16 protein-coding genes, 1 tRNA gene and 2 pseudogenes are annotated in these 20,601 nt (G+C 41.3%); 13 read left to right on the forward strand and 6 right to left on the reverse strand.

Annotated features, from left to right (window positions below):
* Positions 1 to 196 precede the first annotated feature (196 nt).
* From uvrA to ACLFKQ_RS18165, 3 genes are all read left to right on the forward strand, one after another.
* Positions 197 to 3,142 carry an excinuclease ABC subunit UvrA gene (gene uvrA, locus ACLFKQ_RS18155; RefSeq protein WP_449001183.1) on the forward strand — a complete coding sequence of 982 codons (2,946 nt, stop codon included), beginning with the start codon at positions 197 to 199 and terminating at the stop codon, positions 3,140 to 3,142.
* Between the two features lie 15 nt (positions 3,143 to 3,157).
* Positions 3,158 to 4,018: a fructosamine kinase family protein gene (locus ACLFKQ_RS18160; protein WP_449001184.1), complete on the forward strand. Its 861-nt coding sequence runs from the start codon at positions 3,158 to 3,160 to the stop codon at positions 4,016 to 4,018.
* Positions 4,019 to 4,248: 230 nt separating this feature from the next.
* Positions 4,249 to 4,322: transfer RNA gene (locus ACLFKQ_RS18165), tRNA-Val, on the forward strand.
* 313 nt (positions 4,323 to 4,635) lie between these two features.
* Here ACLFKQ_RS18165 and ACLFKQ_RS18170 read toward each other — a convergent pair.
* From ACLFKQ_RS18170 to ACLFKQ_RS18180, 3 genes and pseudogenes are all read right to left on the reverse strand, one after another.
* The gene (locus ACLFKQ_RS18170; RefSeq protein ID WP_449001185.1) at positions 4,636 to 5,256 is read right to left on the reverse strand and encodes a DEP domain-containing protein; all 621 of its coding nucleotides are present in this window, start codon (positions 5,254 to 5,256) and stop codon (positions 4,636 to 4,638) included.
* A gap of 92 nt (positions 5,257 to 5,348) precedes the next feature.
* A pseudogene (locus tag ACLFKQ_RS18175) lies at positions 5,349 to 7,415 on the reverse strand (AAA family ATPase).
* Entirely contained in the window at positions 7,412 to 7,588 is a 177-nt protein-coding gene (locus tag ACLFKQ_RS18180; protein ID WP_449001186.1) for a hypothetical protein, read from the reverse strand. Before ACLFKQ_RS18180 ends, ACLFKQ_RS18175 begins: the two are co-directional and overlap by 4 nt.
* Before the next feature lie 298 nt (positions 7,589 to 7,886).
* Between ACLFKQ_RS18180 and rsmI the strand changes: the two genes are divergently transcribed.
* The 4 genes from rsmI (at position 7,887) to glgX (ending at position 13,568) form a co-directional block, all read left to right on the forward strand.
* Positions 7,887 to 8,729 (forward strand): 16S rRNA (cytidine(1402)-2'-O)-methyltransferase, encoded by an 843-nt coding sequence (rsmI, locus tag ACLFKQ_RS18185; protein WP_449001187.1) that lies wholly within the window; start codon positions 7,887 to 7,889, stop codon positions 8,727 to 8,729.
* 272 nt (positions 8,730 to 9,001) lie between these two features.
* The gene (locus ACLFKQ_RS18190; RefSeq protein ID WP_449001188.1) at positions 9,002 to 10,165 is read left to right on the forward strand and encodes an AGE family epimerase/isomerase; all 1,164 of its coding nucleotides are present in this window, start codon (positions 9,002 to 9,004) and stop codon (positions 10,163 to 10,165) included.
* Positions 10,166 to 10,450: 285 nt separating this feature from the next.
* Positions 10,451 to 11,197 (forward strand): isoprenyl transferase, encoded by a 747-nt coding sequence (locus ACLFKQ_RS18195; RefSeq protein ID WP_449001189.1) that lies wholly within the window; start codon positions 10,451 to 10,453, stop codon positions 11,195 to 11,197.
* A 241-nt stretch (positions 11,198 to 11,438) separates the two neighbouring features.
* Complete coding sequence (gene glgX, locus ACLFKQ_RS18200) at positions 11,439 to 13,568, forward strand: glycogen debranching protein GlgX (protein ID WP_449001190.1); 2,130 nt, start codon at positions 11,439 to 11,441, stop codon at positions 13,566 to 13,568.
* Positions 13,569 to 13,902: 334 nt separating this feature from the next.
* Here glgX and ACLFKQ_RS18205 read toward each other — a convergent pair whose 3' ends face one another.
* Positions 13,903 to 14,127 carry a KGG domain-containing protein gene (locus ACLFKQ_RS18205; protein ID WP_449001301.1) on the reverse strand — a complete coding sequence of 75 codons (225 nt, stop codon included), beginning with the start codon at positions 14,125 to 14,127 and terminating at the stop codon, positions 13,903 to 13,905.
* A 190-nt stretch (positions 14,128 to 14,317) separates the two neighbouring features.
* Between ACLFKQ_RS18205 and ACLFKQ_RS18210 the strand changes: the two genes are divergently transcribed.
* A complete protein-coding gene (locus tag ACLFKQ_RS18210) occupies positions 14,318 to 15,322 on the forward strand; it encodes a chemotaxis protein CheB (protein ID WP_449001191.1) in 1,005 nt (334 codons plus the stop codon).
* A 68-nt stretch (positions 15,323 to 15,390) separates the two neighbouring features.
* Here the strand turns inward: ACLFKQ_RS18210 and ACLFKQ_RS18215 are convergent, their stop codons facing one another.
* Positions 15,391 to 16,491 carry an ATP-grasp domain-containing protein gene (locus ACLFKQ_RS18215; RefSeq protein ID WP_449001192.1) on the reverse strand — a complete coding sequence of 367 codons (1,101 nt, stop codon included), beginning with the start codon at positions 16,489 to 16,491 and terminating at the stop codon, positions 15,391 to 15,393.
* A gap of 132 nt (positions 16,492 to 16,623) precedes the next feature.
* Between ACLFKQ_RS18215 and ACLFKQ_RS18220 the strand changes: the two genes are divergently transcribed.
* The 4 genes from ACLFKQ_RS18220 to ACLFKQ_RS18235 all read left to right on the forward strand — a co-directional run bounded on the left by ACLFKQ_RS18220 (position 16,624) and on the right by ACLFKQ_RS18235 (position 19,185).
* Positions 16,624 to 16,788: a DUF2256 domain-containing protein gene (locus ACLFKQ_RS18220; RefSeq protein ID WP_449001193.1), complete on the forward strand. Its 165-nt coding sequence runs from the start codon at positions 16,624 to 16,626 to the stop codon at positions 16,786 to 16,788.
* Positions 16,789 to 17,011: 223 nt separating this feature from the next.
* Positions 17,012 to 17,968: an isoaspartyl peptidase/L-asparaginase gene (locus tag ACLFKQ_RS18225; RefSeq protein WP_449001194.1), complete on the forward strand. Its 957-nt coding sequence runs from the start codon at positions 17,012 to 17,014 to the stop codon at positions 17,966 to 17,968.
* Between the two features lie 342 nt (positions 17,969 to 18,310).
* Positions 18,311 to 18,502 (forward strand): hypothetical protein, encoded by a 192-nt coding sequence (locus ACLFKQ_RS18230; protein WP_449001195.1) that lies wholly within the window; start codon positions 18,311 to 18,313, stop codon positions 18,500 to 18,502.
* 254 nt (positions 18,503 to 18,756) lie between these two features.
* A complete protein-coding gene (locus ACLFKQ_RS18235; protein WP_449001196.1) occupies positions 18,757 to 19,185 on the forward strand; it encodes a hypothetical protein in 429 nt (142 codons plus the stop codon).
* A 23-nt stretch (positions 19,186 to 19,208) separates the two neighbouring features.
* On the opposite strand, the gene ACLFKQ_RS18240 is transcribed toward ACLFKQ_RS18235, so the two are convergent.
* Positions 19,209 to 19,430: an acetyltransferase gene (locus tag ACLFKQ_RS18240; RefSeq protein WP_449001197.1), complete on the reverse strand. Its 222-nt coding sequence runs from the start codon at positions 19,428 to 19,430 to the stop codon at positions 19,209 to 19,211.
* Between the two features lie 268 nt (positions 19,431 to 19,698).
* On the opposite strand from ACLFKQ_RS18240, the pseudogene ACLFKQ_RS18245 reads away from it, so the two are divergent.
* Positions 19,699 to 20,577: pseudogene (locus ACLFKQ_RS18245) on the forward strand (transposase).
* Positions 20,578 to 20,601: the final 24 nt, after the last annotated feature.

Here is a 20,601-nt window from a genome sequence, read left to right on the forward strand (position 1 = left end):
AATAAAGATGACGGTGGCAGCAGGCGATCACCATGAGTCGCCCATTACTAGGAGCTTGATTCTTTGAGTTTACCTCTAATTATCGTTCTCTATCTGGTACTTTGGCGTAAGTTCCGATCCAAAAAACTTGCCCGTTCTAGCTTCAAGACTGTCTGAAAACGCTAAGATTACTAAGGAATATTAAGGTACTGTCTTTATGTCCCAGTCGAGCGACGGCAACCAAACTAACGGCACTAAACCAATCAATCTTACTAGCAGTCTCAACGATAATACCATTCGCATTCGCGGTGCGAGACAGCACAATCTCAAAAATATCGATCTTGAATTACCCCGTAATAAGCTAATTGTCTTTACTGGAGTATCGGGTTCGGGAAAATCTTCTTTAGCCTTCGATACCATATTTGCTGAGGGACAGAGGCGTTATGTAGAATCTCTAAGTGCCTATGCTCGTCAGTTTTTAGGACAGTTAGATAAACCAGATGTCGATGCCATCGAAGGTTTGAGTCCTGCCATTTCCATCGATCAAAAATCAACTTCTCACAATCCTCGTTCTACCGTCGGTACGGTAACTGAAATTTATGACTATTTAAGACTGTTATTCGGTCGTGCGGGAGAACCCCACTGTCCTCAGTGCGATCGCTCGATTTTGCCTCAAACCATCGACGAAATAAGCGATCGCATTATGGAATTACCCGAACGCACCAAGTTTTTGATTCTCGCGCCAGTGGTACGAGGTAAAAAAGGTACCCACAAGCAGTTGTTATCCAGCCTCGCCGCTCAAGGTTTTGTTAGAGTCCGCGTCAATGGCGAGGTCAAACAATTAAGTGACCATATCGATCTCGATAAAAACCACAAGCACGATATCGAAGTGGTCATCGATCGCCTGATTAAAAAAGATAACATTCAAGAGCGCGTAGCCGATTCTCTGGCAACGTGTTTGCGTTTGGCAGAAGGTATTGCCATCGTTGAAATTTTAGATGACACTCAGCAAACAGATAAAGATAAAACTCAAGAGACTGCAGAAATTACTAAACCCCAAGAAATCGTCTTTTCCGAAAACTTTGCCTGTCCCGTACATGGTGCGGTAATTGAAGAACTCTCACCCAGACTATTTTCTTTCAATTCTCCTTATGGTGCCTGTTCTCATTGTCACGGTTTGGGAAGTTTGCGCACCTTTTCACCCGAATTAGTCGTACCCGATCCCACTCAACCAGTTTATAGTGCGATCGCTCCTTGGTCGGATAGAGACAACAGTTATTATTTATCTTTACTCTATGGGGTAGGACGAGCTTATGGCTTTGAGATTCAAACTAGATGGGACAAACTGAGCCCAGAACAACAGCAAGTTATTCTATACGGTAGTGATGAGCCGATTTACTTTGAATCCGATTCGCGGCGCGGCTATCATCGTCATTATTCTGGCGCGATTAAAATGCTAGAACGCAACTATCAAGAATCAAACTCCGATACCATCAAGCAAAAATTAGAACAGTATTTGATCGACCTTCCTTGTGAAGTTTGCCGGGGTCAACGCCTCAAACCTGCATCCCTATCGGTTAGCTTGGGACAATACCGCATTAACGACTTAGTTAGCGTACCCATCAGAGAATGTTTGACTAGAACTAGTAATCTTCAGCTTACCAAGCGGCAAGCATTAATTGGCCAACTAGCTCTCAGAGAAATTAAAGCTCGACTACAATTTTTAATTGATGTGGGTTTGGACTACTTAACTCTAGACCGCGCCGCCATGACTCTATCGGGAGGAGAAGCACAGCGGATTCGCTTGGCGACTCAAATTGGCGCGGGTTTAACTGGAGTGCTGTACGTACTGGACGAACCGAGTATCGGCTTGCATCAACGAGATAATGATAAATTACTCGTTACCCTCAAAAAGCTCAGAGATCTAGGCAACACCTTAATCATAGTCGAACATGACGAAGATACAATCCGCAATGCCGATAATATCGTCGATATCGGACCATATGCCGGAATTCACGGCGGCGAAATTGTAGTTCAAGGAGGTTTAGCAGAGTTATTAAATGCGGAAACATCTCTAACTGGCGCTTATTTATCGGGAAGAAGAATTATTCCCACTCCTTCTGAAAGGAGAACGGGTAAAGCAGTAGGTATAACCTTGCAAAATTGCCATCAAAATAATCTCAAACATATCGATGTAGAAATTCCTCTAGGTAAATTTGTTTGTATTACTGGGGTTTCGGGCAGTGGCAAGTCTACCCTAGTTAACGAACTGCTGCATCCGGCTTTAAAACATCATCTCACTCGTAAAGTGCCTTTTCCAGCAAATTTAGGAGAAGTCACCGGCTTGAATGCTATTGATAAAGTAATTACTATCGACCAGTCTCCCATCGGTAGAACTCCTCGTTCTAATACCGCTACCTATACGGGAGTTTTCGATGCAATTCGAGCTATTTTTGCTGAAACTGTCGAAGCCAAAGCCAGAGGTTATAAAGCAGGACGCTTTTCTTTTAACGTCAAAGGTGGTCGCTGTGAAGCCTGTGGGGGACAAGGTGTCAACGTCATCGAAATGAATTTTTTGCCCGATGTTTACGTTCAGTGCGACGTATGTAAAGGTGCCAGATACAATCGAGAAACCCTTCAGGTGAAGTATAAAAATTATTCGATCGCCGATGTGTTAAACATGACTGTAGAAGAAGCAGTAGAGACATTTAAAAATATTCCTCGTGCTGCTAGTCGCTTGCAAACTCTCGTAGATGTGGGTTTGGGATATATTAAACTCGGACAGCCAGCACCTACTCTCTCTGGAGGAGAAGCTCAAAGAGTCAAACTAGCTTCAGAACTTTCTCGCCGCGCTACGGGCAAAACTCTCTATTTAATTGACGAACCTACTACTGGTCTATCGTTTTATGACGTGCATCATTTATTAAATGTCTTACAGCGTTTGGTTGATAAAGGCAATTCTCTGATCGTTATCGAACACAATCTCGATGTAATTCGCTGTGCTGACTGGATTATCGACCTCGGTCCCGAAGGTGGGGACAAAGGCGGCGAAATTATTGCCGTAGGTACGCCAGAAACAATAGCAGCAAATGAAAAATCTTACACTGGTAAATATTTAAAACAAGTCTTATCAAAATATCCTTTGGCTCTCGAACTTAACTAATATATTCGTTAAAAAATGTGGCAACAAATTACCAAAGAAATAACTCAAGCAACCCAAAAACCTTTTGAAATTGAGAATACTCGTTCGGTTGGCGGTGGCTGCATCAATCAAAGTTATCGAATTAGTGGCAATGGCAGCAGCTATTTTGTGAAAATCAATCGCGCTACGCAACTAGAGATGTTTATCGCTGAAGCGGTGGGACTTCAACAGATGTACGATACTCAGACTATTACCGTACCCAAGCCAATTTGTTGGGGAACGGTAAATGACTCCTGCTTTTTGGTATTGCAGTGGTTAGATTTAGGTAGTGGTAATGGTAAAGCCTGGGAATTGATGGGTTCGCAACTCGCAGCGATGCACCAAAAAGGAACCAGCGATCGCTTTGGTTGGGAGAGAAATAATACCATTGGTTCTACTCCTCAAATTAACACTTGGAGTGATAATTGGGCGGATTTCTTTGCCGAACATCGCATCGGCTATCAGTTGAAATTAGCCAAACGCAAAGGGGGAAGTTTTCCCGATACTAATGAAGTAGTCGCAGCGGTTAGAGAAAAGCTAGCTGACAGAAAACCTGAAGCTTCTCTAGTTCATGGGGATCTGTGGTCGGGTAATGCGGCAATTACTAGTGATGGCAAGCCAGTAATTTTAGACCCTGCTACCTACTATGGCGATCGCGAAGTAGATCTTGGCATGACCGAAGTGTTTGGTGGTTTTCCTGCAGCTTTTTATCGCGGCTATAACCAAACTTGGCAATTAGACAGTGGATATCAGCAACGCAAAACAATTTACAACTTGTATCATATTCTCAACCACTTTAATATTTTTGGCGGTGGCTATGGTTCTCAAGCGCAAAGAATGATTCGCCAGATTCTTTGAACATAGTTATTCTCAGTCATGGTTTAGTCAAGCTATGGAATACTGAGATCTTTGAACTTTAAGGCTTGACTCTGCCCATAGTTTTAGTAGTAATAATTTTATTGGGCGATCGCTAGCTCCAAGTTCTGATGCTTACTTTACAGTAATTTTCTCTAGCTTCAGTGTCAAAGAGATCCAGGAAGCGCAAGTAAAGTGTTTGAGATGATGTATAATGTTTTTTTAGTGATTATAGGCTCATAGCTCAGGTGGTTAGAGCGTTGCGTTGACATCGCAAAGGTCGCTGGTTCGAGTCCAGTTGAGCCTATTTTGGGATTAGTGAGTAAAAACTCATAGCAGATAGGCGAAGCCAGTCAAAATTTAGCCGCTATTCTTGTTAATTTAGTTTCTCAAACCAGCAATTATCGCAGTACCTTAATTGGTTAGGACAAGTTTAATTACTAGTTCGTAAGTAATGAGTAAGAAGTGTTCTAATAACAGTACGTATTGCTATATTTTACTATGACCGATAATTATCTCGAGCAGGTAGTAAAATTACAGCTTAAATAAAACTAGCGATCGCGTCAAATAAGAACTTGGTTTGAACTGGCATTGTCTATAGCTCTGAGCGTCGTTTGTTGCTAGACAATTTTATCCGTCCAAATGCTTTTGCCTTCATCTTCATAAAAACGATAGAGTAAATCTGTATCTTCAAACTGATTTTCATCTAATACGTGATGAGCGATTTTTTTATCGATGAGTTTTTGCCCGAGTAAGACGGCATCAGCGCGAGAAACATTATATTTTTTAACTATCCAATCAACAGCTTCATTACCTAAAAAACAACGCTGATATAGTTTTAATTTGTGACGGCGAGTTTTAATTTCTACACCATCTTTGGCTCGCATTTCGAGCGCCATTTGTCTGACGCTAATTCGAGCGATATTGACTGTAGTTGATGGATGAGATTCTGAGGATACTGCAGCTGCTTGTTGAGTAGTTTGATAGCGGTTATCCTGAAGCCAAATACCTACACTAGTTTTATCTTTAACTAACAGAGTAGGAATCTGGGAACGTACTTCATGATCTAAGTAATCTTCTCGACATTCTTTGATTGCCTGTTGTAACTCACTTCTCTCAAAAGATTTTGCTAAGGTAAAAACTTTCCCGTTATATACTAGTCCCGATACAGTTTTTTGTCGATTATCTATATAGCCTGTAACTTGACAATATCGAACTTGTTCGGAATCCAACATCAACATCGGTAGTTTCTCCTCTTACTTAAGCAATTTTCTCGATGAATATTTTTTAAACAAAGACATTTCTTATATTTCCCAATATTAAAAAAAAAATATTAGCTAAAACGTTCCACCATAATAATTTCACTGTATTCAAAGTTGTTTTCGCTGAGTTTGACTAAAGGATAGCTCGTCTCACCTAGTTTTATCCAATCTGGTTCGCAATCAGATTTAGGAGTGTGATAAACTAAAATGTATTCTTTACCGATGTGATTCTCGATTTCAGTTTCAACTTCTCCCCGCCACTGAGTTTTAGTTGCTAGCACTACTAGCTGATGGGCTAATTGAGGAATAGCTCTGGCTACTTGTCGGCGATAAATTCGATCTAAACTACCAAAAGGAGAATCCATAACCACGGGAAAAGTGCTACTATCTGGTCCCATCAGGGTATTACGCTCACTCTATTCTCTAACGCGATCGATAATTCCACCAATAAAACTCAGGCTGAGTATTTGATTTTCTCCTGTCGATGCAGCAACTGGTACTTCAGCTCCAGAAGTCTTTTCGACCAAAGTTAGCTGATAATTAGGATCGATCTGAGGAATATAGGGAGTAAAAGAAATAAAGCTAAATATTTCTCTAACTTTTTGTTCTAGAGCAAGTCGAAATTGAGTTTCTAAACGGGTTCTAACCTCAATCAGCTTATCTATAGAGGCGGCAGTTGCTCTAACTCGTTTTTTGGCTAAAGCTTGTTTCTTTTCGGTTGTTTTAAGTTTGTCAATTTCTTTAGTTATTTTAGCGATCGCTTTTTGAGCGACTGCAAGTTGTTGCTGATTTACACCTTGTTCTAGAATTAAACTTTTAATTTGGTCTTCAATTTTTTCTAAATTAAAGTGTAAATCTCGAATATCTCTATTGGGATAATTTTTGAGTTTTTTAGCAGTTTTTTCGAGTTCGGTTTCTAAATTAGCAAGCTGACTATAGCGTTGGTTAATTTCAGCCTGAATTTTGTCTACTCGGTGCCAAAATTTTGCTTTCTTTTCAGAAAATTTGTTAACTTGCATTTCCAAATGAATCGCTGCTTCTTCTATTTCTTGCAGTTCGACTCGCTCGAGCCAAGAACTAACATTTTGATAGGAAATAGTTTCTGGCTTTAACGGTTCGCCACAGAGACAGCGTTGCTGAGTTAATAGCTGGAGTACAAATTCTCGTTTGATGCCTGTAGATAGCATACCGCGATCGCGCAAATCGCCAATTAACTTTAAAAATTTGGCGTTTGGAGTTTCTAAATAAACCGTATAAGCAGTTTGGGAGATAATTTTTTTTAATTCTGCCTTAGTTTCCAGTAAGCTAGTTTTAGCAGTTTGTACTTGCTCGCTCAGCTTTTCTTTTAGCTGCTGCAATTTATCTGCACCGCTTAAATCTAATAAACGAGTGGAAATCAGTTTTTTTTGAGTTTTCAAACTGGTAATTTCTCGACTAATTTTTGTTAGCTGTTGGCTGGCGCGATCGCTTTCTGCCTCTGCTGCTATTTGCGCTTGGAGTAGTTTTTTAGTCTCGAGATCTCCAAAAGTTTGTAGTTCTTCTTGTAGAGTTTTTTTGGCATTTTTGAGATGCTCGATACCCCGATCTAAAACTTTAACTCCGAGCAACTCTCTGGTATCTTCAGCAATTTTATTATCTCCATCGCCGCGAAAAAAGCGATCGATTCGTTCGCCATCAAAAAAGAAATACTGATGGAGACTGCGGGGTAAAATACTTTCTACGATCTCGTCTGGTGGTTCTAATGGTGGATACCAACGTCCATCATCACCTGCTACCAGCATAAATAGCTTCGTGGAACTGTATTGAACCCGATCTAGGGTTTTAGTAGCGTAACACTTGCGTTTGAGTTGATAAATTTTGCGATCGCGTTCGAACTTGAGTTCTACCCAACATTCCACTGCAACATTAATCTTAGCTTCATAAAGTGCGCGATTATTAATTAATAGTTCGGGAGAAGCAAAAGCAGCGGTAAATTTTTCATATAGTACCCAAGTAAAAGCATTTAATATACTAGTTTTGCCCCCACCATTATTGCCATAGATTGCAGTAGTATTCCGCTCGCCACTAGCAAATTTAATTACTTGAGTTTTGCCATAAAACTGCCTAAAATTGCAGAGCTGTAGAGAAATTAACTTCATTGAATTACTTGTTTGACAATTTTAATAATTTCTTCGTTGATGTTTCTCGGGGTTTTTAAATATAATTTATCTTTCTCTAGTTTGAGAACTCGTTCGATAATTAGTTTGACTTCTGGAGAAGCACTGGTTATTGGTTCTTGAATTTGGTTTAAACTTAATTTAGGGTCTGTCATTACTTGCGATCGAAATTTAAAATTATATTTGGTAACTGCTCCTCTAGTTCGCGACAATTTGTCAACAAAGGAGCTAAATTAGGCAAAAAAGCGGGCAAGCTTTTAGATTTTTAGGCAAGCCACTGGTGATAAGATTCGAGTAAATTTGTTTCTAAGTCGATTGGGGGCAGAGATGAATTGAAACCAGCTTTGAGTAAATAATGAGCTAAACAATAAATTTCTAAAATAAGATTTTTTATCTCTAGTATTTCTTTGACCAAAAAAAGCGATCGCCTTTGAGAATAAATAGAGCGAAATTATGCCAAATTCATCTCCAGGAATACTTTACCTAGTAGGAACTCCCATCGGAAATTTAGAAGATATTACTTTAAGAGCGATACGTATTTTGCAAGAAGTAGATGCGATCGCTGCAGAGGATACCCGTCGTACTGGTAAATTGTTGCAGTATTTACAAATTAATACTCCTCAAATTAGCTATTACGAACACAATCATAACTCTCGGATTCAGAAACTACTAGCTCGGCTTCAACAGGGAGCGAAAATCGCTTTAGTTACGGATGCGGGAATGCCAGGTATTTCCGATCCTGGCTACGAACTAGTTAAAGCAGCGATCGCCAATTCAATCTCGGTAATTCCCATTCCTGGGGTGACAGCGGCAATTTGTGCCTTAGCTGCGTCGGGTTTGTCTACGGAAAAATTCGCCTTCGAAGGTTTTTTACCCCTAAAAAATAAATTGAGAAAAGATCGTCTAGCTGCCCTACAAACTGAAACTAGAACTCTGATTATTTACGAAGCACCCCATCGTTTGCGACAAACTCTACAGGATTTAGCGGCGGCTTTAGGAAAGGAACGAGAAATCGTCCTAGCACGAGAATTAACAAAAATTCACGAAGAGTTGTGGCGAGGAAAAATCAAAGAAGCGATCGCCCTGTATAATTCTAGTCGTCAACCAAAGGGGGAATATACCTTGGTAATTGCCGGAGCGACATCAGAAGCCACGATTCTAACTGAAGCAGAGTTGATTGGTGAATTAAAGCAGCTTTTGGCACGAGGCATGACGCGATCGCAAGCTAGTAGTCATTTAGCTAAAGTTTCTAACTTTTCTCGCCGTCAAATTTATCAGCTAGCGGTGGATATTTAGATAAGGGAACTCGTACTCCTCTGCCCGATCTTTGTTCACGCAAGGGAACTTCAACAGTAAAGTTTTCGCTCACCAACCTTCTGCATATAATATCTCTGTTCGATTGTTTCTATTAAGCTAGAGAAATTTAACTCGTAAGTAGGTTGGGCAAAATAAAACCAACAATGCTAACAATGATTAAATTGGTTCACACCATAACTAATAACTACTAATCACCAACCAACCGATTGGAGCGACATTATTCGTATCGTTTTACTTACCACAATATTTCCATGAGTAACAACTTGCATTATCTAGCCGAACTTTATCGGAATAACCTCTTAGAAAACGTCATTCCTTTTTGGGAGGAACATTCAGTAGATTGGCAATATGGAGGATATTTTAGCTGCCTCGATCGCCAGGGCAAGGTCTACGATACGGATAAGTTTATCTGGCTGCAAAATCGTCAGCTATGGATGTTTTCGGAATTTTACAACCTGATAGAACCAAAAGAAGCTTGGTTGACAATTGCCCGTAATGGAGCTGAGTTTTTAGCCAAACACGGTAGAGATGCAGAGGGCAACTGGTACTTTGCTTTAGATCGCCAAGGTAAACCTTTGGTGCAACCTTACAATGTTTTTTCAGACTGTTTTGCGGCGATGGCTTTTAGTAAGTATGCTCTAGCTTCGGGTGAAACTTGGGCAAAAGAAGTAGCTTTACAGGCGTACGAGAATGTTTTACACCGGCAAGCTAATCCTAAAGGTAAATACAATAAAATCTATCCAGGAACGCGATCGCTGAAAACTATGGCAGTTCCAATGATTTTAGCCAATCTATCTTTGGAGATGGCTTGGCTATTACCTGCAAACCAACTCGAAGCGGTTCTCGACCGCACTGTTTACGAAGTGATGAACGATTTCCTCGATGCTGAAACCGGACTACTGTATGAAAACGTGACTCCAGATGGGGGGCATCTCGACTGTTTTGACGGCAGACTAATCAATCCGGGTCACGGTATTGAAGCGATGTGGTTCGTGATGGATATTGCCCGTCGTCGCAACAACCCCGAATTAATTAACCAGGCTGTGGATACAGTACTAAATATTCTCGACTTTGGTTGGGACAGAGAATATTCGGGTATTTATTACTTTATGGATGTCAAAGGTCATCCTCCCCAGCAGTTGGAATGGGATCGAAAGCTGTGGTGGGTGCATCTAGAGTCTTTGGTGGCTTTACTAATGGGTTATAACCTGACGGGAAGAAGCGAATGTTGGCAGTGGTTCGAACGAATACATGAATATAGCTGGCAGCACTTTGGTGATCGCGAATATGGAGAATGGTTTGGCTATTGCGATCGTCGAGGAGAAATTCTGTTAAATCTCAAAGGTGGTAAATGGAAAGGCTGTTTTCACGTACCTCGCGCTTTATATTTATGTTGGCAGCAATTAGCAACTTAGGAGCTACTTTTCCTTCCTTGATGTCAGGGAAAACCTGGCAATCTTGGTCTTCACTGTGCAAAATAGAGGTGATTTAAATTTTTACTGAGATTTGACAATGTATTTGCCAATAAAGTAGTAGTAGCTTGACACCAGAATACCAGAATAACTAAAGTCTTCGTGTGCTTTGCTAGATTTTTTGGCGTTCGAGGGGGCGATTGGCGTTAACCTCAAATTAACAGTTTTTTAATAAGAAAAGATATTTCCAGCTTACCAACTTACCAACTAATAACAAAATCTTGTCTCATGACAGCCCAATTACTATCTACCCTACCGAACCAGACCGACTTAAAAATATTACCCCGACACGTAGCTGTAATCATGGATGGCAATGGTCGCTGGGCAAAACAAAGAGGTTTACCTCGAATTGAAGGACATCGCCGTGGGGCAAATACTCTTAAAGAAATGCTGCGCTATTGTAAAGATTTGGGCATCGAAACTCTAACCGCTTACGCTTTTTCTACAGAAAATTGGGGTCGTCCTCATACTGAGGTTAGTTTCTTAATGACCTTGTTTGAAAAGCTCTTGAGGAGAGAGCTTGAGGAAATGCAAGCGGAAGAAGTTTGTATTAACTTTATTGGGGATTTAACTATTTTGCCTCAATCTTTGCAACGGGAAATGCAGCAATCGATGGAGTCTACTAAAAATAACACCGGGGTATATTTTAATGTAGCTATTAATTACGGCAGTCGTCACGAAATGGTCAAAGCCTGTCGGGCAATTTCAGAAAAAGTTAGACGAGGAGAGTTAGATCCAGAAGCTATTAATGAGGAAACAATTTCTAACTATCTATATACTGCCGCTAGTCCCGATCCCGACTTGTTGATCCGTACTAGCGGTGAAATGCGTCTGAGCAATTTTTTGTTATGGCAGTTAGCTTATACAGAAATCTACGTTACCGAGGTTTTTTGGCCCGACTTCGATCGCCATCAGTTCGACCGGGCGTTACAAGCATATCAAAAGCGCGATCGCCGTTATGGTAAAGTTTCCTAAAGCGAGATCTCGGTTGAAAGTAACTATCTCAAGTACGAAGGATGGGATTATTTGGTTCGGACAAAGGGAAAAGAGTTTTAGAGTCTATCCTTTTCCCTCAACTTTTGTTCTTGAGTTGTCGTATCCTTCTGTAATGGCAGAAGAGTAATTAACAGCCGGGCTCAACCGATACTCCTGTGGTTGAGATTCTTCTCAAATACTAGTTACTTTAAAATTTGTTTAGTAGTCTAATTTTGTTGCTATGAAGCTCGAAGTATGGCCTGGGAAAGTCTATCCTCTAGGAGCGACCTGGGATGAAGAAGGAACTAACTTTGCTCTATTTTCTGAAAATGCAACCAGTGTCGAGCTATGTCTATTTGATGAAGAAGAACGAGAAATATGCGTACCCTTAGTTGAGCAAGAAAACTACGTCTGGCATGGCTACTTGCCTGGGATAAACCCCGGACAAAAGTATGGGTTTCGCGTATACGGTCCTAATGCACCAGAAGAGGGTTATCGCTTCAATCCAGCTAAAGTGCTAATTGACCCCTATGCTAAAGCGATCGCCGGTGATGTGAGCCACTGTGAAGAAATCTTCGGCTATCCCTGGGACGATCCGGACGCAGATTTAGCCCGCTCTGGGTTAGATAATGCCTCTGTAGTTCCCAAGGCAGTAGTAATTGATGAGTCCTTTAATTGGGGTGGCGATCGCCTACTACAAATTCCCTGGCACGAAACTATTATCTACGAAGTTCACGTCAAGGGTTTTACGCAACTCCACCCCGATATTCCCGAAGAACTGCGCGGTACCTATGGCGGACTGGCACATCCAGCAGCGATCGCCCATCTCAAGTCCCTCGATATTACCGCCGTCGAACTGCTACCCGTTCATCATTTTTTGGCTTATCCAGGACATTTAGTGGAGAAAGGTCTACGCAACTACTGGGGTTACGACTCCATTGGCTATTTTGCTCCCTATTCCGGTTACAGTGCTAAAGGAAGCTTAGGACAGCAGGTTGCCGAGTTCAAGCAAATGGTGAAAACTTTACACAGAGCTGGAATTGAGGTGATTTTGGATGTAGTCTACAATCACACGGGAGAGGGCAATCACTTGGGTCCTACTCTATCTCTTAAGGGAATCGATAACCCAGCTTACTATCGATTGGTAGAAGACGAACCACGGTACTACATGGATTTTACCGGCTGCGGCAATTCTCTCAACGTCAGCCACCCCCAAGTTTTGAAACTGATCATGGATAGCTTGCGCTATTGGGTGCTGGAGATGCACGTCGATGGTTTTCGCTTCGATCTAGCAGCAGCTCTAGCCAGAGAGTTATATGAAGTAGGGACTCTAGCCACTTTCTTTGACATTATCCATCAAGATCCAGTGCTATCGAATGTGAAGTTGATTGCCGAACCCTGGGATGTAGGAGAAGGGGGTTATCAGGTGGGAAAATTTCCCCTGCGCTGGTCGGAGTGGAATGGCAAGTATCGAGATACGATGCGCGATTTTTGGCGAGGGGAAGGTAGCAACCTGGGAGAATTTGCCTATCGCTTTACAGGCAGTTCCGATCTTTACGAAATTAACGGCAGACGACCTAGTGCGAGTATCAATTTTATTACTGCTCACGATGGTTTCACTCTCAACGATCTCGTTAGCTACAACGAAAAACATAATGAAGCTAACGGCGAAGCCAATCAAGATGGAGAAGACTATAACCGTTCTTGGAATTGTGGAGTAGAAGGGCAAACAGACGACCCTGAAGTATTAGAATTAAGAGAGCGACAGCGACGCAACTTTTTAGCAACTCTAATTCTATCTCAAGGTGTACCTATGCTTTTGGGTGGGGATGAAATGGGGCGATCGCAGTTGGGTAATAATAATGCCTACTGTCAAGATAACGAACTTTCTTGGTTCGATTGGAATTTGTCCGAGTCCAATGCGACTCTGTTGAACTTTACCCGCCAGTTAATTTACTTCCGTCGTCAACATCCCGTGTTTCGGCGACGTAACTGGTTTCAGGGACGAGCCATTCGCGGTTTAGGAGTCAGCGATATTGGTTGGTTCAATCCCGATGGTCAAGAGATGACTGAAGAACAGTGGCAAGAAGATTTAACTAAAGCTATTGCTATTTTCTTGAACGGTGAAGCCATTGCTACTCCCGATCCCAGGGGAAAACGCATCGTTGATGATAGCTTTTTCCTCTTGTTTAACGCCCACTGGAAACCAATTGAGTTTGTCTTGCCTGGGGGACTTGCCAATCGGCATTGGGTAGTGGTAATAGATACTACTCAACCCCTATTAATCGAAGAAGGAACTATTTATACAGGTAATAAATTAATTACAGTTACAGAGCGCTCGCTAGTCATCTTAAAGCAAGTACCAAAATAGTTGACTGAATTGGGCGATCGATTGCTCTTTTAGTTCATCTGCATTATCAGCGATCCCTTTGGGGTCCGCGGAGCGCAATCGCTATTTTCGTTTTTCCTGAAACTTTTTTCTGCTATGTATGCTCCCGTTCACCTTACATTATCTGTTTTAACTAAAAACTGAAATGATATAATATTTTTTTGTAGAGTTCTTATCAATATCTAAATTAAACTTAAGCGTAGTCATCTTAATTTACCGAAATAAAAATGAATACGCTTTTTTTACTTATCTAACTGCTGCTTCAGTATTTCTAACAACTATAAAACTGAAGCTTTAGACAGAGGTGATTTATAATTTAGTGGCTACTTTTACCACCTATACGTCCAATTTCGGACATATGCTCTTTGTCTTGGCTAGTGACTTCACCGCCTTTTTTGCCAGCTTCTTGGGCTTCTTTAGAAGATAATTCATGGGCATTTCCCTTCTCATGAGCAACCTGTCCGCCTTTACTGGCAATTTCGGGTTGCTTTTCTTCATCCATAGATGCGAATCCGCGTCGGTCTTTATTATCTGCAATTATGTTTTTCTCCTAAATTTTTGAATTTTCTTGAAAATGTAGTTTCAGTTTATTTTTTTCTCAAGCAGATTACCGGGTCTAAAGTCATAATAGGAAATTTATTTTTTAGCAAAACAATATTGCCAAAGTATGACTGTAAAAAAGAAAAATTGCAGTATTTATCAATTCGTTAAAATAAAAGAAAATAACTATTATGTCTAAATACAAAATTATTGTCATTGGTGCATCCGCAGGAGGAGTAGAAACACTAAAGCAATTAGTAGCGGATTTGCCAGCAGATTTGCCAGCGGCAGTATTTGTAGTACTTCATGTATCGCCCTACGCAAATAGCGTTTTACCCAATATTCTCAATCGTGCTGGTGCTTTAAAAGCCTTTCATCCCGAAGATGGGGAAACAATTCGCATGGGGCGAATTTACGTCGCACCGCCAGATCGTCATTTATTAGTTGAGACTGGATTTATTCGTCTGTCTCACGGTCCTAGAGAAAATGGAACTCGACCTGCTATCGATCCCCTATTTCGTACCGCAGCCCGTGCCTATGGCTCTTCAGTAGTTGGCGTGGTCTTGTCGGGTACTCTGGATAATGGCACTGTCGGTTTATTAGCAGTAAAAAATCGCGGTGGCATGGCGATCGTTCAAGCTCCCGAGGATGCCCTCTATAATTCGATGCCGCGCAATGCCATTGAAAATGTAGAGGTAGATCGAGTCCTACCTATCTCAGAAATTCCAGACGCTTTAGTTGATTTCGCTCGTCAGCCAGTGGCAGAAGCATCCGAACCTATTTCCAAATCAATCGAATATGCCTCAGAGATTGCCGAACTAGAGAAATCGGTTATGAACAGCGATCGCAAACCGGGTAAGCCGTCTGAGTTTGTTTGTCCTGAGTGTGGCGGAGTTTTGTGGGAAAAAGAAGAGAGCAATCTGCTTCATTTTCGCTGTCGCACCGGACATGCCTATTCAGAAAAAAGTTTCCAAGCACTGCAATCAGAGCAGTTAGAAGAAGCATTATGGGCAGCCTATCGCTCGTTACAAGAAAATGCCTCTTTATATCGTCGGATGGCGAGACGAACCGCAAAATTCGATCGCAATCTCAAGAGATTACAACGTTATGAAGAACGAGCTCAGAAGGCAGAGCAACACGCCGAACAAATTCGACAAATTTTGTCAGAGGGTTTTGGTATTGATGAGCTGAAATAACGATGAACTTGTCAAAAAAAGACCGCAATAATTTGCGATCGCTCGTTCTCTGCTGAAATTAAATTTGTTTATTGTAATCTTTGTCGCAAACTCTGTCTTAATTCATCTTGTTGGGCGATCGAACCGGCGAGTAAGACGGCAAGTTTCCCCACTAGAACACTTCCCCAATTAACTAAAATTACACCTTTCCTTTGAGAAGCATCGTATTCTAAACCACTAAGATCGATCTCCTCTAGAGATTTGTGTTTAGTGAGAAAAGTTTCGCTAGACCAACTATTAATCTCCAGTTTTCGAGCAATTCCTGTCGGATAAGAGGCACCGTTAAACCGAGGATTGCATTCAATGGCATAGTACTTCGTTTCTCCTTCTTTATCTACTGCGGCTACGTCAAAAGCAAAAATTTCTCTCATTCCTTTTGCTGCCATCCAGTTTGCCATCGGCTCGACGACATCCCAAGGTTGATAAGCTGTAGGATAGCGGTTGCCCTGATGGGCATAACCCTCTAATATTTGCTCGGTTGCCGCTAGTGGTTCGACTCCTGCTTTGGTAACTTGGTATTGAAGATTTAAAAATTTAGTAGTAACTACTTCTTGTTGCATTTGTAAGGGGATATCATTAGCGAGATTGGTTAAAGCTCGCTCCAACTCCTGTCGATCTTGGCAGCGATAGATTCCCACTCCATCTACAGATATGGCAGGTTTGAGATAACAAGGAAAGGGAAACTTGTTGCGATCGATTAACTGCGCCTTATTAGACGCACAGATAGTTAGTGGTACGGAGACATTTAACTCTTGTGCCAAACGAATAAAATTATTTTTAGAGTTGATTAATTCAACTACATTCAGCCAGTCTCGATAGCGATCGCCCGATTCGTCGGGATGATTATCTTGCATCTCCTCGCAAATGATAAATACCGACCATTCATAGTCGGGATATTCTTGAAATCTTTCAAAAGACACATCCCAAATGGGATGTTCGCTGTGACTCAAACCAATATTGTTATAGTGTGCGGCAATCGCTTCCCATTGACTTTGCAAGTCGGGGTGAAGTTGAATTAAGTCTTCTGGTTCGGTCATACCCAACACCCTGCCCGAATAGAGATAGTTCCCCACGACAGCATCATGGGTGCAGTGCATGATATCATGGTTGAAAATTTTTTTTCGAGTCATTATTAAAATTTGGAGCGAGTAATACGATTAATTTTACTATTTCAACTTCTCCCAGATACATTATCTAGGTTGTAGCAAAACAAACACTTAGAGCTGTCGAGCGCTTATTGAAATACTACTAATACTGAGAACATGGCGCGTCAAAAATTAAAATCCGATCTACCCAGTAAAATTTGCCCCGTTTGTGGTAGACCGTTTACCTGGCGCAAGAAGTGGAAAAAATGTTGGGATGAGGTGAAATACTGTTCCCAAAGATGTCGCCTTCATAAATCCGCAGCGGCGGGCGATCGCCATTAAACAGAACAGAAGGAAGAGGGAAGAAGTTGCCCTTCTTCCTTCTTCCTTCTTCCTTCGAGCGCAGCGAGTTAAAAATTATATTTGCTGACCAGTAGTTATTAATACATAATATATTGCTAAAATCGAAAACTATTGAAATATAGTCGAGCAATAGTGTTTAAGCTGACAATATTCAATCTACAAAATACCTATACTCTATTGGGATTAAATTAGAAAATTAACTATGTCCGAACGGATACAACCTAAATTAATTATTCATGGCGGTGCCGGTGCTCATCTTCAAAGTGAAGAAGGAGAAATAGTAGTTCGCGAAGCTCTTCATTCCATCGTGGAAAAAATTTATCCTTTGTTACTCGATGATGTTAGTGCTCTAGATGTGGTAGTACGAGGATGTCAACTACTCGAAGATCGGCAAATATTTAATGCCGGTACTGGATCTGTATTGCAATCTGACGGACAAATCCGCATGAGTGCTTCTTTGATGGACGGCATCGTGCAGCGTTTTAGCGGCGTAATTAATGTTTCTCGGGTACGTCATCCCATCGACATTGCCAAATTCCTCCAAACCGACGACGATCGCGTTTTGTCCGATTATGGTGCTGCCGAACTACTGCGAGAATTAAATCTGCCCATACACGATCCTTTGGTAGATATTCGCCTGAAAGAATGGATGCAGGAAAGATACGAGCATTTTCAGCACGACATGGCAGGAGTCGTCGCCGAACCAGAACTGACAATACCCCACGAAGCCCGAAGGGGTACGATTGGCGTAGTAGCTTTAGATGCTCATGGTCGAATTGCTGCGGGTACTTCCACCGGAGGTAAAGGCTTAGAAAGAATTGGCAGAGTTAGCGACTCGGCAATGCCAGCAGGAAATTATGCCGATGTCTCCGCTGGTGTGAGCTGCACGGGAATTGGTGAAGATATTATGGAGGAGTGTCTGGCAGCGAGAATTGTAGTTCGCGTTACCGATGGTTTGTCACTCAAAAAAGCCATGAACAAATCCCTGCAAGAATGTCGCGATCGCCATAGAGAGTTGGCTGCCATTTCCATTGCTGCCGATGGTACGATTGCTTGGGGTAAAACCAGCGAAGTCTTACTCGCGGCTTACCACGACGGCGAAAAAATTGATGATACCCTAAAGTGGAGTGAAACCAAAGAGTTGATTGGTTATCTTTAAGTTATTAAAGCCCCCTAAATTTCCCAAGCTGGCGAGATTTGGGGGTAAGGAGTTACGCACTTCCCCCGATAATCCCCAAACTTGGGTAAGCCTGTTTAATTCTGGATAAATCATGAGAAATAGGGGCAGGGTAATAGGGAATTGGGGAAAATAAAGAAATGTTAATGATTTGGCTTTTTTAAAAAGCAACGAGTCACGCAATAATCAAATTTTGCCACGTGTTTGAGTAGTATTCTAGATCGGCTTGAGAGTTCGAAAAAACAGATAAACTATAACTTCGGCTAGTGAATCAATCATTTAGGTAAATATCGATGAACTCAGGGATTAGCCCTAGGGGACTTATTGCTTAACGGACACAATACTTCTCAAGCAGAAACCATTGAATGGCTATATAAAAGACTGGACCGTTGGCTCAAAGGTAGCGAAACCGAATCTGGTTTCAGGCGGATTTTGGCTTGGTTGGGTAGCCAACAAAAATCGGGAACCTTGAGGCGTTTGTTGATTTGGTTGCACATGGCAGCAGAAGTAATATGAAATACACAAATGTTTGCTACAGATAGAGCATCTAAAATAAAGTCCCATCCCGTGATGGAGGCGACAGTTGACTTCATCACGGGATGGGACTTTAGAAAGCTTGTGTCTGAGCTGTTCTAAATGGTCAAATAGCTCCCACTTGAGATGTTTTGTAATTTTTTTCCATAAACGTTCGATGGGATTGACTTGAGGAGTGTCTGGTGGCTGGAAAATGAGGATTATATTGTCTGGTAGCTCGAACTCAGACCAAGTATGTGAGCGACCATAAACCTTTGCGCTCGTATGGATTACGTTTCGATATTGAAGAGAACTTACTCGATGACCAGTCTGGAGCTTGGAATATTCAACGTTCGATGATTCGGGATGTTTGTGCCTTATCGCGCTTATGGTTTATCTTAGCGGTAGCTACTCTCTACGTTAGCGCACAAGGAGTTGAAGTAGTCGATAGTGGCAAACGTCGATGGGTTGACACTCATTGGTTTAGAGGTAATAGCTATTTCCGTATTGGTTGGAATTGGGTTAAAGCCGCACTTCTTAATGGTTATGGTTGGAAACTAATTCATTCTGTAACTTTCTCTACTAATTATGACCCCACTCCTGCCATTGCCTCGCTCCAACAACATGAACAACGACTTTATCAGTTAGAGTTTGAAGTTCAAACTTGCTCATGCTGTGTTTCATAAGTTTTGTCAGTCAACCAGCTCTATTACTCTGGAGAAATTTTAGAACGGTATTCGCTGTCTACCCAACAAAGAGGCAACTCCTCGCCAGAAGGAAAAACTAATTGTTCTTTTTTGTAAGTCTCATGTTGATGCTCGTCTTCTCCACTTTGCAACTTTCCCGTAATCGAATCATTTGTAGGCTCGAATAATTCTACTACCGACAAAACTTTAATTAAGTTGCCAGTTTGTTTGTGCTTTAAAAACATATTTAAATTCCTCAACTATGCTTAGTTTATTTTCGTAGCCGAGCGAGGCGGTCGTTTTTGACAATTAACCATTTTTTTAAGTTACTGCGACTTAGAGCGCAATTTCATCGCACCAAAGTATGATTCATAACTAGACTTTGCCCAAAAAGTTTCAAATGTTGAGCTAAAGAAGGTTACAGACATTCTTTGGCGACGAAAAAGTTAGGTTCAGGGGACGGAAAAGCCCTAAAATTGGTGAAACCCCCTGGCACTCACTGGGCAAGAACAAATGTACCGTAAATCTAACCAGCCTGAGCTGATTCCAGAAAACTTTGAATTGCCTGTTGCTGTCCAATTGTCACCAGATAATCGGTGGGTAATCATGGCAGAATTGATTCCCCGGACAAATTTTGAAACAGAATATGCAGAAAATTTCTCAGCCAACTTTGGTGCCCCAGCCAAACCCTTTCGGATGGCATTAGGAGCTTTAATTATTAAAGAAAAACTAGGGACTTCGGATAGAGAAACAGTAGAACAAATTAGGGAAAACCCATACCAAATATAAGATGTTGTTGGTAGTTACAGAAGTATATCGCCAACAATTGTGGATGTATGAGAATGAATCCAACAGAATTGACGATAGAATTGTGAGTATAACTCAACCTCATATCCGACCTATAGTGAGAGGAAAAGCAGGTAAATCTGTAGAGTTTGGAGCTAAACTCTCAGTAAGCTTTTTGATAACTATGTCTTTTTAGACCATTTAAGTTGGGATAATTTCAATGAATCAGGGGACTTTAAAACACAAGTAGAAGCCTATAAAAACTTCACTGGCTACTATCCTAACTCTGTTCATGTTGACCGAATTTATCGAACTAGAGCAAATATAGCATGGTGCCAAGAAAGAGGCATTAGAATTAGTGGTCCCCCATTAGGAAGACCTCCTAAAAATCTTAGTAAACAGACTAAAAAACAAGCTTTAGAGGATGAAACAGTTCGTAATGCTATTGAAGGTAAATTTGGGCAAGCCAAGAGACGTTATAGTCTTAATTGTATCATGGCCAAACTTTCTGAAACCGCAGAAGCTTCGATTGCAATTACTTTTTTAGTCATCAATCTTTCTAGGGTATGTAAAATAAATTGTGTCAAAGGTCAAAACACACTCTAATAAATAGAATTAATGTGAGGAATG

It is taken from the genome of Myxosarcina sp. GI1(2024), assembly GCF_053543375.1.